This is a genomic window from Pantoea sp. y20, assembly GCF_054903455.1.
In genome coordinates this window covers 2580840-2593696 of the sequence record NZ_CM142816.1, presented here as the reverse complement: position 1 = coordinate 2593696, position 12857 = coordinate 2580840, and the positions used below count along the sequence as shown (strand labels likewise).

General features: G+C 54.9%; 11 protein-coding genes and 1 tRNA gene. 9 read left to right on the top strand and 3 right to left on the bottom strand.

Features of this window, described 5'->3' with window-relative positions:
- Positions 1 to 159 precede the first annotated feature (159 nt).
- From ACYAC5_RS12225 to ybiX, 9 genes are all read left to right on the top strand, one after another.
- On the top strand, positions 160 to 1275 hold the full coding sequence (locus ACYAC5_RS12225) for a branched-chain amino acid ABC transporter substrate-binding protein (protein WP_462061820.1): 1116 nt from the start codon (positions 160 to 162) through the stop codon (positions 1273 to 1275).
- A gap of 82 nt (positions 1276 to 1357) precedes the next feature.
- Complete coding sequence (locus ACYAC5_RS12220; protein WP_008105462.1) at positions 1358 to 2272, top strand: ABC transporter permease subunit; 915 nt, start codon at positions 1358 to 1360, stop codon at positions 2270 to 2272.
- A gap of 10 nt (positions 2273 to 2282) precedes the next feature.
- Positions 2283 to 3563 carry a high-affinity branched-chain amino acid ABC transporter permease LivM gene (gene livM / locus ACYAC5_RS12215; protein WP_101762800.1) on the top strand — a complete coding sequence of 427 codons (1281 nt, stop codon included), beginning with the start codon at positions 2283 to 2285 and terminating at the stop codon, positions 3561 to 3563.
- Complete coding sequence (locus tag ACYAC5_RS12210; RefSeq protein WP_137386054.1) at positions 3556 to 4431, top strand: ABC transporter ATP-binding protein; 876 nt, start codon at positions 3556 to 3558, stop codon at positions 4429 to 4431. Before livM ends, ACYAC5_RS12210 begins: the two co-directional genes overlap by 8 nt.
- Positions 4424 to 5173 (top strand): ABC transporter ATP-binding protein, encoded by a 750-nt coding sequence (locus ACYAC5_RS12205; RefSeq protein ID WP_101762798.1) that lies wholly within the window; start codon positions 4424 to 4426, stop codon positions 5171 to 5173. The genes ACYAC5_RS12210 and ACYAC5_RS12205 overlap by 8 nt, the downstream gene beginning before the upstream one ends.
- A gap of 120 nt (positions 5174 to 5293) precedes the next feature.
- Positions 5294 to 6706 (top strand): EmmdR/YeeO family multidrug/toxin efflux MATE transporter, encoded by a 1413-nt coding sequence (locus ACYAC5_RS12200; protein ID WP_110868362.1) that lies wholly within the window; start codon positions 5294 to 5296, stop codon positions 6704 to 6706.
- A gap of 130 nt (positions 6707 to 6836) precedes the next feature.
- Complete coding sequence (locus ACYAC5_RS12195) at positions 6837 to 7004, top strand: hypothetical protein (RefSeq protein WP_167391193.1); 168 nt, start codon at positions 6837 to 6839, stop codon at positions 7002 to 7004.
- Positions 7005 to 7357: 353 nt separating this feature from the next.
- Positions 7358 to 9643 (top strand): catecholate siderophore receptor Fiu, encoded by a 2286-nt coding sequence (locus ACYAC5_RS12190; RefSeq protein ID WP_462061819.1) that lies wholly within the window; start codon positions 7358 to 7360, stop codon positions 9641 to 9643.
- 50 nt (positions 9644 to 9693) lie between these two features.
- Positions 9694 to 10371 carry a PKHD-type hydroxylase YbiX gene (gene ybiX, locus ACYAC5_RS12185; protein WP_101762795.1) on the top strand — a complete coding sequence of 226 codons (678 nt, stop codon included), beginning with the start codon at positions 9694 to 9696 and terminating at the stop codon, positions 10369 to 10371.
- A 44-nt stretch (positions 10372 to 10415) separates the two neighbouring features.
- Here the strand turns inward: ybiX and ACYAC5_RS12180 are convergent.
- The 3 genes from ACYAC5_RS12180 to ACYAC5_RS12170 all read right to left on the bottom strand — a co-directional run bounded on the left by ACYAC5_RS12180 (position 10416) and on the right by ACYAC5_RS12170 (position 12323).
- Positions 10416 to 10491 (bottom strand) — tRNA-Asn (locus ACYAC5_RS12180).
- 103 nt (positions 10492 to 10594) lie between these two features.
- Positions 10595 to 11371 carry a DgsA anti-repressor MtfA gene (mtfA, locus tag ACYAC5_RS12175; RefSeq protein ID WP_462061818.1) on the bottom strand — a complete coding sequence of 259 codons (777 nt, stop codon included), beginning with the start codon at positions 11369 to 11371 and terminating at the stop codon, positions 10595 to 10597.
- Positions 11372 to 11648: 277 nt separating this feature from the next.
- Positions 11649 to 12323 carry an ASCH domain-containing protein gene (locus tag ACYAC5_RS12170; RefSeq protein WP_101763938.1) on the bottom strand — a complete coding sequence of 225 codons (675 nt, stop codon included), beginning with the start codon at positions 12321 to 12323 and terminating at the stop codon, positions 11649 to 11651.
- Positions 12324 to 12857 lie beyond the last annotated feature (534 nt).

Here is a 12857-nt window from a genome sequence, read left to right as displayed (position 1 = left end):
CCGTGGCCTTAATGAATCTATCCGGTTCTCAAAGCAGGTTGCCATAAATGGCGACTCTTCGGGTGTTGGAGGCCGCACTCTGTTCTGCCGAAGTTTCAGAAATTGATTTCTCCCAGGCCGTGGTATGGCTCCGTTCCTGACCCGTTGAGGATTGAAAGCATGTCTTTGAAATTCATAAAACACCCAATGAAGGTGGCGATTGCAGGTTGTTTAAGCGTGGCCTTTTACGCTCAGGCAGATATTAAAATTGGTGTGGCGGGTCCGTTCTCTGGGCCTAATGCGACGTACGGCGCGCAATACTGGAAAGGCGCAAGCCAGGCCGCGGAGGATATCAATGCGTCAGGCGGCATCAACGGCGAGAAAATCGTGCTGGTGCAGGGCGACGACGCGTGTGAACCGAAGCAGGCGGTATCCGTCGCTAACCGACTGGTCGATCAGGATAAAGTGATGGCGGTGGTCGGCCACTTCTGCTCCTCATCCACCATGCCCGCCTCGGAAGTCTATGATGAGGCCGGCGTTTTAGCGATCACGCCCGGATCCACCAACCCAAAAATTACCGAACGCGGCATGAAAACCCTATTCCGCATGTGTGGTCGTGATGACCAGCAAGGCGCCATCGCCGCGGATTACATCATCGACAAGCTGAAAGCGAAGAAAGTGGTCATCATTCATGACAAAGACACTTACGGCCAGGGTTTGGCGGATGCCACCAAAGCCTCACTTGAGAAGCGCGGCGTAAAAGAAGTGCTGTATGAAGGATTGTCTCGCGGTGAGAAAGATTTCAATGCGCTGGTAACCAAGATCGGCGCGCTGAAACCGGACGTGGTCTATTTCGGAGGCTGTCATCCCGAAGCCGGTCCGCTGGTGCGTCAGATGCGTGAGCAGGGCGTTAATGCGGCTTTCTTCTCCGGTGACTGCATTGTGACGGAAGAGATGGTGACGGCAGCAGGCGGCCCGCAATACACCAAAGGCGTCTACATGACCTTCGGCAACGATCCGCGCACCATCGCCGATGGCAAAGCGGTTATCGACAAATTCCGCGCCGGCGGATTTGAGCCAGAAGGTTACACCCTGTATGCCTACGCCTCCGTGCAGACGCTGGCCGCCGCTTACAAAGCAGCCGGTAAAGACAACGCCAAGGCCAGCGACTGGCTGAAAGCCAACAGCGTCGATACCGTCATGGGCAAAAAAGGCTGGGACAGTAAAGGCGATCTCAAGGTGTCGGATTACGTCGTGTATCAATGGGACGACAAAGGCAAGTATCACCAGCTGTAATGTGCCACGCGGCCCCGCGCAGTGCGGGGCCATTCGCGATTGCGCGCGAGGTGTGCGCTCCTATTGAGTACGAGACGACATTATGGACGCCTTTTTCTTACAGCAGCTGATCAACGGTTTAACGCTCGGTGCCGTGTATGGCCTGATCGCCATCGGCTACACCATGGTTTACGGCATTATCGGCATGATCAACTTCGCCCACGGCGAGGTGTATATGATCTCCGCCTATCTGTGTGCCATTGGCTTATCGCTACTCAGCTTTTTTGGCATTCACTCCTTCCCGCTACTGATATTCGGCACCTTAATCTTCACCATTATCGTTACCTCGGCTTACGGCTGGGCGATTGAGCGCATCGCCTATCGACCGCTGCGCAATTCGACGCGCCTTGCGCCGCTGATTTCAGCGATCGGCATGTCACTGATTTTGCAAAACTATGTGCAACTCAGTCAGGGGCCAAATCAGCAGGGCATTCCGACGTTGCTGACCGGCGTGTTGCGCATGGAATTTGATGGCGGCGTGGTGCAAATCACCTGGACCAAAATCTTCATCCTGATCGCGGCGTTTTGCGGCATGGCGCTGCTGACCTGGATTATCCAGTACACCAAACTCGGGCGTATCTGCCGCGCAGTGCAGCAGGATCGGCGCATGGCTTCCATTCTCGGCATCAATACCGATCGCGTTATCTCGCTGGTGTTTGTGATTGGTGCGGCGATGGCGGGATTGGCCGGCGTGCTGGTGACCATGAATTACGGCACCTTTGATTTTTACGCCGGATTTATCATTGGCATCAAAGCGTTCACCGCTGCGGTGCTCGGCGGCATCGGTTCACTGCCGGGCGCGATGCTTGGCGGATTATTGCTGGGCGTCGCGGAAGCGCAGTTCGCCGGGATGGTGAATTCTGACTATAAAGATGTGTTCTCGTTTTCGCTGCTGGTGGTGATTTTGATCTTCCGCCCGCAAGGACTGCTGGGACGACCGCTGGTCGCTAAAGTGTGAGGAAGCCCCGATGAATGCAATGACGCAAAATCCTGTGCGCCAGGCGCTGCTCGATACGCTGCTGGCGGGGTTAGTAGCGCTGGTGGTATTTGGTCCGATTGTTGGCGTGGTGCTCGACGGTTACAGCTTCAAACTGTCGCCACAGCGCGTGGCGCTGCTGGTGGCGGTGGTGATGGCGGGGCGTTTGCTGTTCAGTTTGTTTCTGCACGCGCCTGTTGGTCAGCGCATCATGCGCAAGTTTGCCAGCAGCGATGACGGGGTTTACGTGCGCGAGCCCGGCTATCGTTCGCGTTTGCGCTGGATATTGCCGCTGCTGCTGATCGTGGCGCTGGCCTTTCCGTTTCTCTCCAGTAAATATCTGCTGACGGTGGCGATTCTCGGCCTGATTTATGTGCTGCTCGGGTTGGGCTTGAATATTGTGGTTGGGCTCGCCGGATTACTTGATCTCGGCTACGTGGCTTTTTATGCCATCGGTGCGTACGGCCTGGCGCTTGGCTATCAATATCTCGGATTGGGTTTCTGGAGCATGCTGCCGCTGGCGGCGCTGCTGGCCGCTTTTGCTGGCGCGCTGCTCGGGTTCCCGGTGCTGCGCATGCACGGCGATTATCTGGCGATCGTTACGCTCGGCTTTGGTGAAATCATTCGTCTGGTGCTGACCAATTGGGTCGCCTTTACCGGCGGCCCGAACGGGGTTTCCGTGCCGTCGCCGACCTTCTTTGGCCTCGAGTTTGCCCGCCGCGCGCGCGATGGCGGCGTGCCGTATCACGAGTTTCTGCACGTCACTTACAACCCGAATATGAAATTTATCTTTATCTATGTTGTGCTGGTTCTGGTGGTGTTGCTGGTGCTGTGGATCAAGCATCGCCTGACGCGTATGCCGATTGGCCGCGCCTGGGAAGCGCTGCGTGAAGATGAGATTGCCTGCCGCGCGATGGGCCTTAATCATGTGTTGGTGAAGCTTTCAGCCTTTATGTTGGGCGCGTCAACCGCGGGCATCGCCGGGGTGTTTTTTGCCAGCTATCAGGGCTTCGTTAATCCCACCTCCTTTACCTTTTTTGAGTCGGCGCTGATTCTCGCCATTGTGGTGCTCGGTGGGATGGGATCGACGCTCGGCGTGGTGCTGGCGGCGTTTGTGCTGACGGTGGCACCGGAACTGCTGCGCAGCTTTGCCGAATACCGCGTGCTGCTGTTCGGCATGCTAATGGTGCTGATGATGATCTGGCGGCCACGTGGGCTGGTGCGCACCGCACGCGTTGGCGTGCCGCTGCGAAAAGGAGTGCGCCATGAGTGATGCCATCCTGCAAGTGGACAACCTGATGATGCGCTTTGGCGGCATCAAGGCGCTGAATGACGTCAGCCTGGCGGTGGAGCGCGGTTCGGTGACCTCATTAATTGGTCCTAACGGTGCCGGTAAAACCACGGTGTTCAACTGCCTGACCGGTTTTTATCGCGCCAGCGGCGGACGCATTGTGCTCAACGCCAATCAGCGCAGCACCGATGTGATTCAGGTGCTGGGGCAAAAAATTCACGCAGGTGACTGGATCAATCCTACACGGCTCGGCTCGCGGCTCTGGTACAAGATGTTTGGCGGCGCGCATTTGGTGAACCGCGCCGGGCTGGCGCGTACCTTTCAAAATATCCGGCTGTTCCGCGAAATGTCGGTGATTGAGAATCTGCTGGTGGCACAGCATATGCAGGTCAATCGTCAGCTGCTGGCGGGCGTGCTGAACACGCGCGGCTACCGCGAAGCAGAAAATCGCGCGCTGGATCGCGCTTTTTACTGGCTGGAAAACGTCGATTTGGTCGCCAGCGCCAACCGCCTGGCGGGCACGCTCTCTTACGGTCAGCAACGGCGGCTGGAGATCGCGCGCGCCATGTGTACGCGACCGGAACTGATTTGTCTGGATGAACCGGCGGCTGGGCTGAATCCGGTGGAAACGGAGGCGTTGAGCGCGATTTTGCATCGTCTGCGCGCCGACCATCGCATCAGCGTGTTGCTGATTGAACACGACATGCCAATGGTGATGCGCATTTCCGATCACATCGTAGTGCTCGATCATGGCGATGTGATTGCCCAGGGCACGCCGCAGCAAATTCGTCACGATCCCAAAGTGATTGCCGCCTATCTCGGCGCAGAAGAGGAGAGCGATCATGGCTGAACCGATGCTGGCTTTTGAGCAAGTCGATGTGTTTTACGGTCCTTTGCAGGCGTTGAAACAGGTGTCGTTGACGGTGAATCAGGGCGAAACCGTGGCGCTGATTGGTGCTAACGGCGCGGGAAAATCCACGCTGCTGATGTCGATCTTTGGTCAGCCGCGCATTGCCAGCGGCGAGATACGTTTGCGCGGCGAAGCGATCAGCCAGCGTTCGACGCACTTCATCGCCGCCAGCGGCATTGCGCAGGCTCCGGAAGGACGACGCATCTTTCCTGATATGACGGTGGAAGAGAACCTGCTGATGGGCACCATCGCTATCGGCGAACGTTTTGTTAAACAGGACAAAGATCGCATGTATCAGCTGTTTCCGCGCCTGCTGGAGCGGCGTAAGCAGCGCGCCATGACGCTCTCCGGCGGCGAGCAGCAGATGCTGGCGATTGCCCGCGCGCTGATGAGTCGACCTAAACTGTTGCTGCTCGACGAACCCAGTCTTGGCCTCGCGCCGATCGTGGTGAAGCAGATCTTTGGCATTCTGCGCGAGTTGACCCAGCAAGGCATGACGCTGTTTCTGGTGGAGCAGAATGCCCGCCATGCATTGCAGCTAGCCGATCGCGGCTATGTGATGGTGAACGGTGAGATTCGCCTGAGCGGCAGCGGCGCAGAGCTGCTCAATAATGACGACGTGCGCAGCGCCTATTTGGGCGGCGCAGCCGATCCTGCGGTGGTGGCGACAAAAAGTTTGTAATAATGATTAAATGGTGAGGGGAAACACTTTGCATAATTCTTAGTGGCCTATCATCATTATTACTCTTCTTCCTCTCCAAAGTGATTTGGTAATCCCTTGCAAAATCCTGGCGTAGCAGTGATGCGGGCGGTCAGAAACACGGCGTGGTATCCCAAGCGCCGCGCTTACCGTACGTTGTTCTGGCGAGAAATCACCCCATTAGCCGTGCCCATCTTTATCGAAAACCTCTGCGTGATGCTGATGGGCGTCCTTAGTACCTTTTTAGTGAGCTGGCTGGGTAAAGAAGCGATGGCGGGCGTCGGTTTGGCCGACAGCTTCAACATGGTGATCATCTCCTTCTTTGCCGCCATCGATCTCGGTACCACGGTGGTGGTGGCGTTCAGCCTGGCGAAACGCAACGGCAAACGTGCGCGAGCCGCCACCAGACAGTCGCTGGGATTGATGACCGCGCTGGCGTTTGTGCTGGTGATCGCCATCGAGTTTTGGGGGCATCTGATCATTGATGTGATTGCCGGCAGCGCCGATCCCAAAGTGAAAGAGCTGGCGCTGAGCTATCTGCAAACCTCGGCGTGGAGCTATCCTGCAGCGGCAATTGCGCTGATTGGCAGCGGCGCGCTGCGTGGCGCGGGCAATACTAAAATCCCGATGCTGATCAACGGCGGCATGAACATTCTCAACATCGTGATCAGTAGCGTGCTGATTTACGGCTGCCTCGGTTGGGAAGGTATGGGTTTTGTTGGTGCCGGATTGGGCTTAACCATTTCGCGCTATATTGGTGCGGCGGCGGCGATTTATGTGCTGTATCGCGGCATTACGCCAGCCCTGAAAATCTCCATCGCCAGCTATTTCCGGCGCTGGGATCGCAATATTCTGATGGAAGTGTTGGGCATTGGGGTGCCCGCCAGTATTGAATCGGTGCTGTTTAACGGCGGTAAGCTGCTGACGCAGATTTTTGTTGCTGGCATGGGTACCAATGAGATCGCCGGTAACTTTATCGCCTTCTCGATTGCTTCGCTGATTAACCTGCCGGGTAATGCGCTGGGTTCGGCGTCGACCATTATTACCGGCCGCAGGCTGGGGCTGAATCAGGTGATGCAGGCTGAACGCCAAATCAAACACGTGTTCTGGCTGGCGATGATTGGATTATGTTCGCTGGCGCTGATCACCGTGCCGCTTGCCGGAACACTCGCGCAGTTTTACAGCCGCGATCCGGAAGTCATTTCAGTTACCAAGCATTTGATTTGGCTGAATGCCGCCTTTATGCCGATCTGGACCGCTTCATGGGTGCTGCCCGCTAGCCTGAAAGGCGCGCGCGATGCGCGTTACACCATGTACGTGTCGATGTTCAGTATGTGGGGCGCACGCGTCGTAGCCGGTTATTTCCTTGGGATTGTATTGGGAATGGGCGTGATAGGCGTGTGGCTCGGCATGTTCCTCGACTGGACGGTGCGCGGCGTATTTTTCTGGTGGCGACTCAACAGCGGCAAATGGCTGAACAATTACCGCAAGATGATGGCGAAGAGCAGGGGATAGGGCATTGGCTGGTCCCCATTGTGGGCTTTACATATGCATTAATTGGCAAAGAAGCGCACAACTAATCGGTTTGGTTATAGGAGAGAATACGGTTTACTGTCAGCGTCAATCATTTGTGGAGAAGCTGACAATGAAACACCTCTTGCAGCAGTGGTTTAACCAACTGATCAATGGCGAGACTGGACCCGCAGAAGAGCGCGAATTCGATCTCAGTAATCATATCGACCTGCTGATTCCCATCAGCCAGCTGTACGGTGTTGAGTTCCATCCTTCGGTGTATCGTTACTATGAGAGATGAGCGCCTGCACCATGTCATCCGCTACAGCTACTGGAATGAGCTGTGCGCTGTTGAATAAAGAACCCGCTCTAGCCAGCGGGTTTTTTTATGCCTGAAATTTGACCCTTCGTTCAAAAAAATTCATCAGATTTTCACACTCTCTATCAATTGTCTTGATTCCGTAATTTTCTCGTAAAGAAATGTATTCCTAACTCGCGGCGTGCGTGTAAGATACAAAAGTAAATGATAACCATTGGCGTTATCATTTAGGTGTCACGCCAGCTCAACGCCTTGCCGCCGGAATGCTTCTGCGCCAGGGCATCCGCTGATGTGATGTGCGCGTCAATCATTACAAGAAACTCACTCCCTTAAAAATGGATAAAAATCGCACCCTGCCGTTTGGCAGCTTCAATTCGTTGACCCTGTTCACCGGGCTTTGCATTGGTATTTCTCCTGCTGCCGCATTAGCGGCAGAAAATTCCAACAAAAAATCTGACGATACCTTAGTGGTTGAAGCGCATACGCCATCACTGTATGCGCCCAACGCATCTGCCGATCCGAAATTCAATCGTCCGCTGGTGGATACCACCCGCACCATGACGGTGATTCCGGATCAGGTGATTAAAGATCAGGGCGTAACCAATCTTACCGACGCGCTGAAAAACGTGCCGGGCGTGGGCGCGTTCTATGCGGGGGAAAACGGCAGTTCTACTACCGGTGATGCGGTGTATATGCGTGGCATTGATACCTCCAACAGCATTTACGTTGATGGTATTCGCGATATTGGTAGCGTGACGCGCGATACCTTCAACACTCAGCAGGTTGAAGTGATTAAAGGGCCATCGGGCACCGATTACGGACGCAGCGCGCCGTCAGGTTCGATTAATATGATCAGCAAACAGCCGCGCCTCGATAGCGGGCTCGACGCCTCAGTCAGCGTTGGCAGCGCGTGGATGCGTCGCGGCACGCTGGATTACAACCAGGCGATCAATGACAACGCCGCGTTCCGCCTCAATCTGATGGGTGAGAAAACGCACGATGCGGCGCGTGATAACGTGCAGAACGAGCGTTATGGCGTAGCGCCATCGCTGGCGTTGGGTCTGGATACTGCAACGCGCTTGTACCTCAACTATCTGCATGTGCATCAAAACAATACGCCCGATGGCGGCATTCCAACCATTGGCCTGCCGGGCTATTCGGCGCCGAATGCGGCGACATCGGCACTGAACAATTCTGGCAAAGTCGCGACCAGTAACTATTACGGCACCGATTCTGACTTTGATAAATCGACCACCGACAGCGCCACCATACGCTTCGAGCACGATATTAACGACAGCACCACCATCCGCAACACCACGCGTTGGTCACGCGTGAAGCAGGAATATCTGCTGACGGCGGTGATGGGCGGCGCCACCAATATCACTGCGCCGAACCGGAACGATGTGAATAGCTGGAGCTGGTCGCGCCTGGCGAACACCAAAGACATCAGCAACCGCATTCTCTCCAACCAAACCAACATCACCTCGAAGTTTTACACCGGTTCGGTTGGTCACGATGTCAGCGCGGGCGTGGAGTTTACGCGTGAAAATCAAACCAACTACGGCGTCAATGCGATCACGCCGCCATCGGTTAATATTTACCATCCTATCAGCAGCATTTCGGTGGGTGGATTGGACAGGAATGGTGCCAATGCTAACGGGCAAACCGATACCGCAGGCATTTACGCCTTTGATACGCTCGCCATTACCAACAGTTTTGAGCTGAACGGCGGCATTCGTCTCGATAACTATCACACCGAGTATGACAGCGCGACCGCCTGTGGCGGCACCGGACGCGGTGCGTTGACGTGCCCAGCTGGCGTGCCGCGCAATACGCCGGTTACCACCGTGGATACCGCGAAATCGGGCAATCTGGTGAACTGGAAAGCCGGTGCGCTTTATCGTCTGACCGAGCAGGGCAACGTCTATGTTAACTATGCCATTTCTCAGCAACCGCCAGGTGGCAGCAGCTTTGCACTGGCCGCGGGCGGCACCGGCAACAGCGCCAACCGCACTGACTTCAAACCGCAGAAAGCCAAGTCCAGTGAAGTGGGCACCAAATGGCAGGTGCTGGATAAACGTCTGTTGCTGAATGCGGCGCTGTTCCGTACCGATATTGAAAATGAAGTCACCGCTAACGACGACGGCACTTATTCGCAAGCCGGTAAAAAACGTGTGGAAGGTTATGAGCTCTCAGCCACTGGCAACATCACGCCAGATTGGGAAGTGATCGCCGGCTATACCCTGCAGCATGCGTCAGTGACCGAAGGCGATAGCGTATCGCAGGATGGATCTTCTGCGCTGGCTTACACGCCGAAGCACGCCTTTACGCTGTGGACCAACTATCAGGCAACCGATGCGATTTCAGTCGGTGCCGGTGCGCGTTATGTGGGCAGTCTGCGTCGCGGCAGCGATGGTGCGGTCGGTACGCCGGATCACACCGAAGGTTATTGGGTCGCCGATGCTAAGTTGGGCTACAAGGTGAACAACAACCTCGATCTGCAGCTCAATGTGTATAACCTGTTCGATACCAACTATGTTGCGTCAATCAATAAGAGCGGTTATCGCTACCATCCAGGCGAGCCACGGACTTTCCTGCTGACGGCAAACGTGCATTTCTAAGTTAACGTCGTGGGGCGTGCGCGCCCCACAATTTTTGAGAGAACAACGCGATGATGTATCACATTCCTGCTGTACTGACGCCGGAAGAGGTAGCGAGTTTTAGCACGCTGCTGCAACAGGCCGAATGGATCGACGGAAGGGCGACGGTCGGCAGCCAGGGCGCGACGGTGAAAAACAATCAGCAGATCGATACCCGCACGCCACTGTACGATCAGCTGCAAACCGCGGTGATGCAGGCGCTGAACAACAACCCGCTGTTCTTTTCCGCTGCATTACCACGATCGATTTCCACGCCGCTGTTTAACCGTTATGAGCAAGGCGAAACCTACGGTTTTCATGTCGATGGCGCGGTACGCCATAACGGCGCGGCGGGCTGGATGCGAACCGATCTCTCCGCCACGCTGTTCCTCAGCGAACCTGAAAGCTACCAAGGTGGCGAGTTGGTGATTGAAGACACGTATGGTCAGCACAAGGTGAAACTGCCAGCGGGCCATCTGGTGCTGTATCCGTCGAGCAGCCTGCATTGCGTCACGCCGGTTACCCAGGGGGCGCGCGTCGCTTCATTCCTGTGGATTCAGTCGATGGTACGCGATGATAAACAGCGCGCCATGCTGTTCGAGCTGGATCGCAATATTCAAAGCCTCAAAGCGCGTCACGGTGATAGCGCAGAGCTGTTGTCGCTGCTGAACATGTATCACAACCTGCTGCGCGGCTGGACGGAAGTGTAAAAGCAAAAAGCCCGCTTAGTTTCCTAAGCGGGCTTCTCTAAATATGGCTCCTCTGACTGGACTCGAACCAGTGACATACGGATTAACAGTCCGCCGTTCTACCGACTGAACTACAGAGGAATCGTGTGAACGAGGCGAATATTAATGGCGCCCCTTGCAGGTGTCAACAGCTTAAAACACATTTGTATTCAACTGGCTAGCATTAGTACAAAGCGATCGCGATTTAAGCAGGTTCTGCTGTTAGCATCGCCAGTCGCGCCAGGGGATCCTGACGATAGAACTGCTGCAGATGGCGATACATCGCCGGGAAACGGTTAGCCAGTAAATCCGGTGCGCTGAAGAAATACTCCGACAGCACCGCAAAACATTCAGCCGCATCGCTGGAGGCGTAAGGATCGATGGTCGCCGCCTGTTCACCGACTAACTCAACTTCCGCTTCAATCTCCGCCATTGCCTGCAGCAGGTCTTTCTCCCAACTGGCGACATCGCGCAGCGCCATCACCGGAATGCCGCTGGTATAGCCGCTGCCGCGCGCGTCGAGTTTATGCGCCACTTCGTGGATCACCAGGTTAAAACCGGAGAGATCGAGCGAATCCTGAATATCCAGCGCATTCAGCACCACCGGACCTTGCGTCCAGCTTTGTCCAGCGTGCACCGCCGGCGCGTGATGCACCAGGCCGTTATCATCTTCCCAGCGATCGTCGACATTGAAAGGTTCAGGATAGATCAGCACTTCATGAAAGCCATCAAGCCATTCGAGACCGAGCTTCAACACTGGCAAACAGAACAGCAGCGCCAGACGCGTCAGTAATAGTTCATCGAGTTGCAGGCCTTGCAGCGGCGAGATTTTTTTCTGCTGCAGGAAGCGTTGCGCCAGCGTAACCAGCGCGGTTTTTTCATCAGGATCGAGCAGTGAAAAGATCGGCTGCGCCAGCGCCTGTTGCCAGGGCAGCGCCAGTACTGAAGTCTCTATTTGCGCATGCCACGGCCATTTGAACATTGCGTCACTCACTCTTCAGACGAAAACAGTATCCTGGCGCGGCAAAGGGGAAATTACCAGCGCGGAATCAAAGCCGGAGATTCAACCAGTTAATGGGGGATTTGTCTGTGATTGGCGTGGCAAAGCGGGAAAGTAAGTTTGCCTTCACCCCAACGCTCTCCCGCAGGCGGGAGAGGGAGCTTGCTGTGCAAATCTTCACGTGAACCCCCAAACTTCTACATCGCTAAGAACGGTTCCCTCGCCCGCCCGCGGGAGAGGGTTAGGGGGAGGGGACGTCTTATCGTTCAACCCGCTGGAACGCGATCACCCAAACCCACGGGTTCACTTCCCAGCTGGTGGCGCCGTACTGTTTCTGCCACGCTTTGCGGTACGCTTCTTTTGGCGATTCGGAATTCATATTCATGGTGAAAAAGTTATTCAGGAAGTGCGAATCGGTCTGCACGCCTTCCGCCATGATGTCATCTTCACTAATGTCCTGAATCTTCTCGGCTCGAACCGAGGTGATTTGCAGGTCGATGCGGCTGGCCCAGCGCGGCATATGAATCGCGGTTTGCCAGCCAAACTGCTCGGCATTCTGCATATTCTCATCCAGCTGTCCTAATTCATTACTGTCAGCGCGATATTGGCAGTAAGCCGCATTGCGGAACGGCAGAGGATCGCGTTCGTAATCCGCCAGCATCGCCTCCGGCACGATCGGGCCGCGCCAGGTTTCACGTACCCACAAACCATCGCCCGCCTGACCAAATGGGCAGTGCGAACTGACATCGGTCATCGACATCAATTTATAGCCGTGCAGATGATTGGCACTGACATCAAATGCGTGTACGCCTTCATGATGATCCTGACCCGGACCAAAGGCTTGAGTTTTCATAATGCGCCGGGTCTGCGTTTGCTGGCCAACCAGCAGGGCGCGTACCCGCTGTTCGGAAAAAAGAATCGGCCGTTCTTTCATTGCATACCTCTTAATGTGTCACAAACCCGGAAACTGCGAAGAATCCCCTAACATCCGTAGATGTGAGAGCTAGCATAATGGGTTTGAATCAGTTTGCTTAATAATTTGTCGACTTAGTATCAGGCTATTCTGGCAATTTTAGATGTAAAAAATGGTTCATAAGCAAAATGTGTGCTGAAAAGGACTTTGCAAGGGATCAGAAGCCATAAATTTTCCAGATACAGTACGTTATAAAGGCCATTATGGGAACCTTTTCAGATTATGCCGTGTTGATCTGCCTCTAAGAAGCCCCATTTATCAGCACAGATAACTGGAATTTATCCCTAAAGCGAAATTTGTTGATGACGCGAATATATTAAACCTATTGAACAGAGTTATTTAACTAAAACGCACTAAGGAAATACCGAAATCGCAATGGCTGCTGTGCAAGCGGCGTTAACAGCGTTATAACAAGATCGGGATCTCATTTTTTACGCCTGGCACCGCCTGGACGGATGTAAAAAAAGTGTCATGACCAGGCCGCTATGATGTCCG

What these genes read in the sequence shown, in the direction of transcription:
- ACYAC5_RS12225 (WP_462061820.1), top strand. Translation starts at nt 160, where the DNA reads ATGTCTTTGAAATTCATAAAACACCCAATGAAGGTGGCGATTGCAGGT.
- ACYAC5_RS12195 (WP_167391193.1), top strand. Translation starts at nt 6,837, where the DNA reads ATGAAACACCTCTTGCAGCAGTGGTTTAACCAACTGATCAATGGCGAG.
- ACYAC5_RS12190 (WP_462061819.1), top strand. Translation starts at nt 7,358, where the DNA reads ATGGATAAAAATCGCACCCTGCCGTTTGGCAGCTTCAATTCGTTGACC.
- mtfA (WP_462061818.1), bottom strand. Translation starts at nt 11,371, where the DNA reads ATGTTCAAATGGCCGTGGCATGCGCAAATAGAGACTTCAGTACTGGCG.
- ACYAC5_RS12205 (WP_101762798.1), top strand. Translation starts at nt 4,424, where the DNA reads ATGGCTGAACCGATGCTGGCTTTTGAGCAAGTCGATGTGTTTTACGGT.
- ACYAC5_RS12170 (WP_101763938.1), bottom strand. Translation starts at nt 12,323, where the DNA reads ATGAAAGAACGGCCGATTCTTTTTTCCGAACAGCGGGTACGCGCCCTG.
- ACYAC5_RS12220 (WP_008105462.1), top strand. Translation starts at nt 1,358, where the DNA reads ATGGACGCCTTTTTCTTACAGCAGCTGATCAACGGTTTAACGCTCGGT.
- ybiX (WP_101762795.1), top strand. Translation starts at nt 9,694, where the DNA reads ATGATGTATCACATTCCTGCTGTACTGACGCCGGAAGAGGTAGCGAGT.
- ACYAC5_RS12210 (WP_137386054.1), top strand. Translation starts at nt 3,556, where the DNA reads ATGAGTGATGCCATCCTGCAAGTGGACAACCTGATGATGCGCTTTGGC.
- ACYAC5_RS12200 (WP_110868362.1), top strand. Translation starts at nt 5,294, where the DNA reads ATGCGGGCGGTCAGAAACACGGCGTGGTATCCCAAGCGCCGCGCTTAC.
- livM (WP_101762800.1), top strand. Translation starts at nt 2,283, where the DNA reads ATGAATGCAATGACGCAAAATCCTGTGCGCCAGGCGCTGCTCGATACG.